Below are 5,135 nucleotides of genomic sequence, written 5' to 3' on the forward strand. Positions count from 1 at the left end.
CAGACACAAAACTGCCCCAAAACCAGTGTTTTGGGGCAGTTTTGCGTCTGCTCGCGGGGGAGTCGCGGGGTTACTTGCCGGCTCGGATGGCCTCGAACACGCTGGGGTCGACCAGGGTCGAGGTGTCGCCGAGTTCGCGGCCCTCCGCGACATCACGGAGCAGCCTTCGCATGATCTTGCCGCTGCGAGTCTTGGGCAGCTCGGGCACCACATGGATCTCGCGGGGCCGGGCGATCGGCGAAATCTCCTGAGCCACCTGGGCTTTGAGGGCATCAACCATATCCTCGGCGCCGCCGTGCGCACTGGCCTTGAGGATCACGAAGGCGCAGATGGCCTGTCCGGTGGTGTCGTCGCTGGCCCCCACGACCGCGGCCTCGGCCACCCCGGAATGTCCGACCAGCGCCGATTCCACCTCGGCGGTCGAGATGCGGTGCCCGGAGATATTCATGACATCGTCGATGCGCCCGAGCACCCAGATGTTGCCGTCGGCGTCGTAGCGGGCGCCGTCGCCTGCGAAGTACCAGCCCTGCTCGGCGAACCGCGACCAATAGGTGTCGGTAAAGCGTTCCGGGTCACCCCAGATGCCGCGCAGCATCGCCGGCCACGGCTTGTCGAGGACCAGGTAGCCGGTGACGTGTTCGGCCTCGTCGGCGCCGGGCACCAGCTCGTTACCGGCATCGTCGACGATCTTGGCCGAGATGCCCGGCAGCGGGGTCATCGCCGAGCCCGGTTTGGTGGCCGTGACGCCGGGCAGCGGCGAGATCATGATGGCGCCCGTCTCGGTCTGCCACCAGGTGTCCACGATCGGGGTCTTGTCGGCGCCGAACGCTTCCCGGTACCAGCGCCAGGCCTCGGGGTTGATCGGCTCGCCGACCGACCCGAGCAGCCGCAGGCTGGTCAGGTTGTGCCCGGCGGGGATCTGGCGGCCCAGCTTCATGAAGGTGCGGATCAGCGTCGGCGCCGTGTAATAGATGGTGACGCCGTACTTTTCGATGACCTCGAAATGCCGGTGCTCGGTAGGCGAGGTCGGCGTGCCCTCGTAGACCACCTGGGTGGCGCCGTTGGACAGCGGCCCGTACACGATGTAGGTGTGGCCGGTGACCCAGCCGATATCGGCGGTGCACCAGTACACGTCGGATTCGGGTTTGATGTCGAAGACGTTGTGGTGGGTGTAGGACGCCTGGGTCAGGAAACCACCCGAGGTGTGCACGATGCCTTTCGGCTTGCCGGTGGTGCCCGAGGTGTACAGCAGAAACAACGGGTGCTCGGAGTCGAACGCGTCGGGGGTGTGCTCCGGCGATGCGCCGTCGACGGTCTCGTGCCACCACAGGTCACGGCCGTCGGTCCACTCGACGTCGATTCCGGTGCGCCGCACCACCAGGACGTGTTCGACCGAGGGCTGACCCTTGACTGCTTCATCTACGGCGGCCTTGAGCGATGCGGCCTTGCCCCGGCGGTACTGCCCGTCGGTGGTGATGACCAGTTTGGCCTCGGCGTCGGCGATGCGGGCTTTGAGCGCTGAGGCCGAGAACCCGGCGAACACCACCGAGTGCATGACCCCCAGCCGCGCGCAGGCCAGCATCGCCACGATCGCCTCGGGCACCATCGGCATGTAGATCGCCACCCGGTCACCGGCGACCAGGCCGAGGCCGGTCAGCGTATTGGCGGCCCGGCTCACCTCGTCCTTGAGCTGGGCGTAGGTGATGTCGCGGCTGTCGCCGACCGGCTCGCCCTCCCAGTGGATCGCGACCCGGTCCCCGTTGCCGGCCTCGACATGGCGGTCCACGCAGTTGTAGGAGACGTTGAGCTTGCCGCCGACGAACCACTTGGCGAACGGTGCTCCCGACCAGTCCAGCACCTCGGTGAACGGCGTCTGCCAGGCCAGCCGGTTCGCCTGGGCCTCCCAGAACGCCAGCCGATCGGCCTCGGCCTGCTCATACAGCTCGCCCGTCGCGTTGGCTTCGGCGGCGAAACCGGCGGGCGGCGGATAGGCTGACGGAACTTCGGCGTGCGTGACTGACGGGTTCGACATGGCTGTGAGCCTAGTCACCGAACGTTGCAACGGCGTTGGAGTCTCACAGCCCAGCTGCTGGACGGCTGTCCTGATGCGCCGAGCGGTCGGCCAGATCGTGTTCAGCGGTCGGCTAGCGTGATCACGATGACCCCCCACGAGCGCCCGCGCGAGGAGCCTGCCGGCACCGATCCACTCGCCCCGCTCGTCGAGTTGCCCGGCGTGGCCGCGGCCAGCGACGAGGCCCGCGATGCGCTGGGCCGGGCGCATCGCCACAAGGTCAATCTGCGCGGCTGGCCCCAGTCCGCGGCCGAGGCCGCGCTGCGGGCGGCCAGGGCCTCGGCGGTGCTCGACGGGGGCTCGCTGCAGGCCTCTCCGGACGGTGAACCCGATCCGGTGACGGCGGGCGCGATCCGCGTCGCCGAGGCCCTTGAGGGCGGTGCGACGTCGCTGGTCACGGTGTGGCAGCGGGCCCCGCTGCAGGCGCTGGCCCGGCTGCACGCCCTGGCCGCCGCCGATCTCGCCGAGGATGCGCACCTCGGCCGTCCACGGACCGATTCGGACGTGGGCCGCAGGCTCGGGCTGCTGGTGGAGCTCCTGACCGGCGGATCGCGGGTGCCCGCCCCGGTGCTGGCCGGCGTCGCGCACGGTGAGCTGCTGGCCCTGTCGCCGTTCGGCACCGCGGACGGCGTGGTGGCCCGCGCCGTCTCGCGGCTGGTGACGATCGCCAGCGGCCTGGATCCGCACGGCCTCGGGGTGCCCGAGGTGCACTGGATGAAGAAATCCGGGGACTACCGGGCGGCCGCCCGCGGATTCGCGTCGGGCACCCCGGACGGCCTCACCGCCTGGTTGCTGCTGAGCTGTCAGGGCCTGCATGCGGGCGCCCGGGAGGCGCTGCAGATCGCGCAGGCGTCGCTGGATTGACCGGGCCGGTCAGTCCGAGACCCGCTCGACCCGTCCCACTAGGAATACATAGCTGGCGATGCCGATCGCGGTGACCACCGTCATGTAGACGAACCCTGGCGCGAAACTCTCGTCGGTCACCAGCAGGCCGATGATGATCGGCGTCGCGATCGACGACAGGTTGCCGATGAAGTTGAACATGCCGCCGGTCAGCCCGAGCAGGCGCTGCGGCGCCAGCGCCGACACCAGGGACCAGGTGATCGAGGCGAGCCCGTTGCCGAAGAAGGCGATCGACAGGAACAGCACCACCATGGCCGTGGAGTCGGTGAAGTTCGCGCCGAGCATCGCGATGGTCAGCAGCAGGCCGGTGATGATCGGGCCCTTGCGTGCCGCGCCGAGCGAAACACCGCGCCGCAGCAGAAGATCGGAGAGCACACCGGAGAACAGCACGCCGATCAGCGCCGCGATGAACGGCAGCGAAGCCAGGAACCCGGTCTTGATGTAGTCCATGTCGCGGTACTCGACCAGATAGGTCGGGAACCAGGTCAGGAAGAACCACAGCGTCGAGGTCAGGCAGAACTGCCCGAGATAGATGCCCCACAGCTTTCGCCGTCCCAGCACCGTCGCGACGTCGGCGCGGGTGACCGCCGCGCGCTGGGGTTGCTCGTCGACGACATCGACCAGCCCGCCGCCACTTTCGATGTGCTCGAGTTCGGCGGCGTTGGCGCGCGATTCGCGCGGGTTGCGGTAGCACAGGTACCAGACCGCGGCCCAGACCAGCCCGATGGCGCCGGTGACGATGAACACCCAATGCCAGCTCAGCACCGATTGCAGCCAGGACAGGATCGGGGTCAGCAGGGCCAGGCCGATGAACTGGCCGGACGTGTAGAAGCCGATCACCGTCGCCCGTTCGCGCTCCGGGAACCACGCCGTCGCGACCCGGTTGTTGATCGGGTAGGCCGGGGCCTCGAAGATCCCGACCAGCAGGCGCAGCGCGATGAGCGCCACGAATCCGCCGATGACGCCCATGAACACCGTCGCCAGCGACCACAGGGCCAGGCACAGCGGGTACAGCACCCGCGGCCGGATGCGGTCGACCAGCCAGCCGCCCGGGATCTGCAGTGCCGCATAGGTCCAGCCGAACGCCGACAGCAGCAGGCCCTGCTGGGCCTTGGACAGATCCATCTCGTCGGCGATCGCGGGCATGGCGATGGACAGGTTGGCGCGGTCCATGTAGTTGATCACCACGGTGACGAACAGCAGCACCGCGATCAGCCAGCGGGCCCGAGACGCCTGGGCGGCCAGCCGCTGCGGTGCCGCCACGGTCTTGTTCTCAGTCATGTCCCTCACCACTCCGCCACGGATCCGTCGGTGTGGCGCCAGACGGGGTTGCGCCAGCGATGTCCTTGGGCCGCCCGCTCGGCCACGTACTCCTCGTTGATCTCGATGCCGAGGCCGGGCCCGGACGGGATCCGCACCTGCCCTTCGGCGTAGGTGAACACGGCCGGATCGGCGAGATAGTCGAGCAGATCGTTGGTCGTGTTGTAGTGGATGCCCAGGCTCTGTTCCTGGATCGTGGCGTTGTAGCAGCCCGCGTCGATCTGCAGGCAGGCGGCCAGCGCGATCGGCCCCAGCGGGCAGTGCAGCGCGAGCGCGACGTCATAGGCCTCGGCCATGTGCGCGATCTTGCGGGCCTCGGTGATGCCGCCGCAGTGCGACGGATCCGGCTGGATGATGTCGACCGCGCCACTGGTGATGACTGATTTGAAATCCCAACGGGAGAACAGTCTTTCGCCCAGCGCGATCGGAATCGGTGACTGCCTCAGGACGTCGAGGAATCCGTCGACGTGTTCGGAGAGCACCGGTTCCTCGACGAACATCAGCCGGTACGGTTCCAGCTCGCGCAGCAGCACCTTGGCCATCGGCTTGTGCACCCGCCCATGGAAGTCCACGCCGATGCCGATGTTCGGCCCCACCGCGTCGCGGACCGCCGCGACACTGGCGACCGCCCGGTCCACCTTGTCCCAGGAGTCGACGTACTGCAGTTCCTCGGTGCCGTTCATCTTCACGGCGGTGAAGCCGAGACCGACTACTTCCTGTGCGGCCCTGGCGGTTTCGGATGGGCGATCCCCGCCGATCCAGGAGTAGACCTTGATCTGGTCGCGGACCCGCCCGCCCAGCAGTTCATACGCCGGGACACCGAACGCCTTGCCCTTGATGT

4 protein-coding genes are annotated in these 5,135 nt (G+C 68.3%); 1 reads left to right on the forward strand and 3 read right to left on the reverse strand.

Annotated elements, in window-relative coordinates:
- Positions 1–70: 70 nt before the first annotated feature.
- Complete coding sequence (gene acs / locus ACWDTP_RS37215; protein WP_450028228.1) at positions 71–2,032, reverse strand: acetate--CoA ligase; 1,962 nt, start codon at positions 2,030–2,032, stop codon at positions 71–73.
- Between the two features lie 126 nt (positions 2,033–2,158).
- Between acs and ACWDTP_RS37220 the strand changes: the two genes are divergently transcribed.
- Complete coding sequence (locus ACWDTP_RS37220) at positions 2,159–2,935, forward strand: oxidoreductase (protein ID WP_450028229.1); 777 nt, start codon at positions 2,159–2,161, stop codon at positions 2,933–2,935.
- Between the two features lie 9 nt (positions 2,936–2,944).
- Here ACWDTP_RS37220 and ACWDTP_RS37225 read toward each other — a convergent pair whose 3' ends face one another.
- The gene (locus ACWDTP_RS37225; RefSeq protein ID WP_450028230.1) at positions 2,945–4,255 is read right to left on the reverse strand and encodes an MFS transporter; all 1,311 of its coding nucleotides are present in this window, start codon (positions 4,253–4,255) and stop codon (positions 2,945–2,947) included.
- Between the two features lie 5 nt (positions 4,256–4,260).
- A partial coding sequence (dgoD, locus tag ACWDTP_RS37230) for a galactonate dehydratase (RefSeq protein WP_450028231.1) occupies positions 4,261–5,135 on the reverse strand: 875 nt, incomplete at its 5' end.

The organism is Mycobacterium sp. NPDC003449, from assembly GCF_053588415.1.

What these genes read in the sequence shown, in the direction of transcription:
- acs (WP_450028228.1), bottom strand. Translation starts at nt 2,032, where the DNA reads ATGTCGAACCCGTCAGTCACGCACGCCGAAGTTCCGTCAGCCTATCCG.
- ACWDTP_RS37220 (WP_450028229.1), top strand. Translation starts at nt 2,159, where the DNA reads ATGACCCCCCACGAGCGCCCGCGCGAGGAGCCTGCCGGCACCGATCCA.
- ACWDTP_RS37225 (WP_450028230.1), bottom strand. Translation starts at nt 4,255, where the DNA reads ATGACTGAGAACAAGACCGTGGCGGCACCGCAGCGGCTGGCCGCCCAG.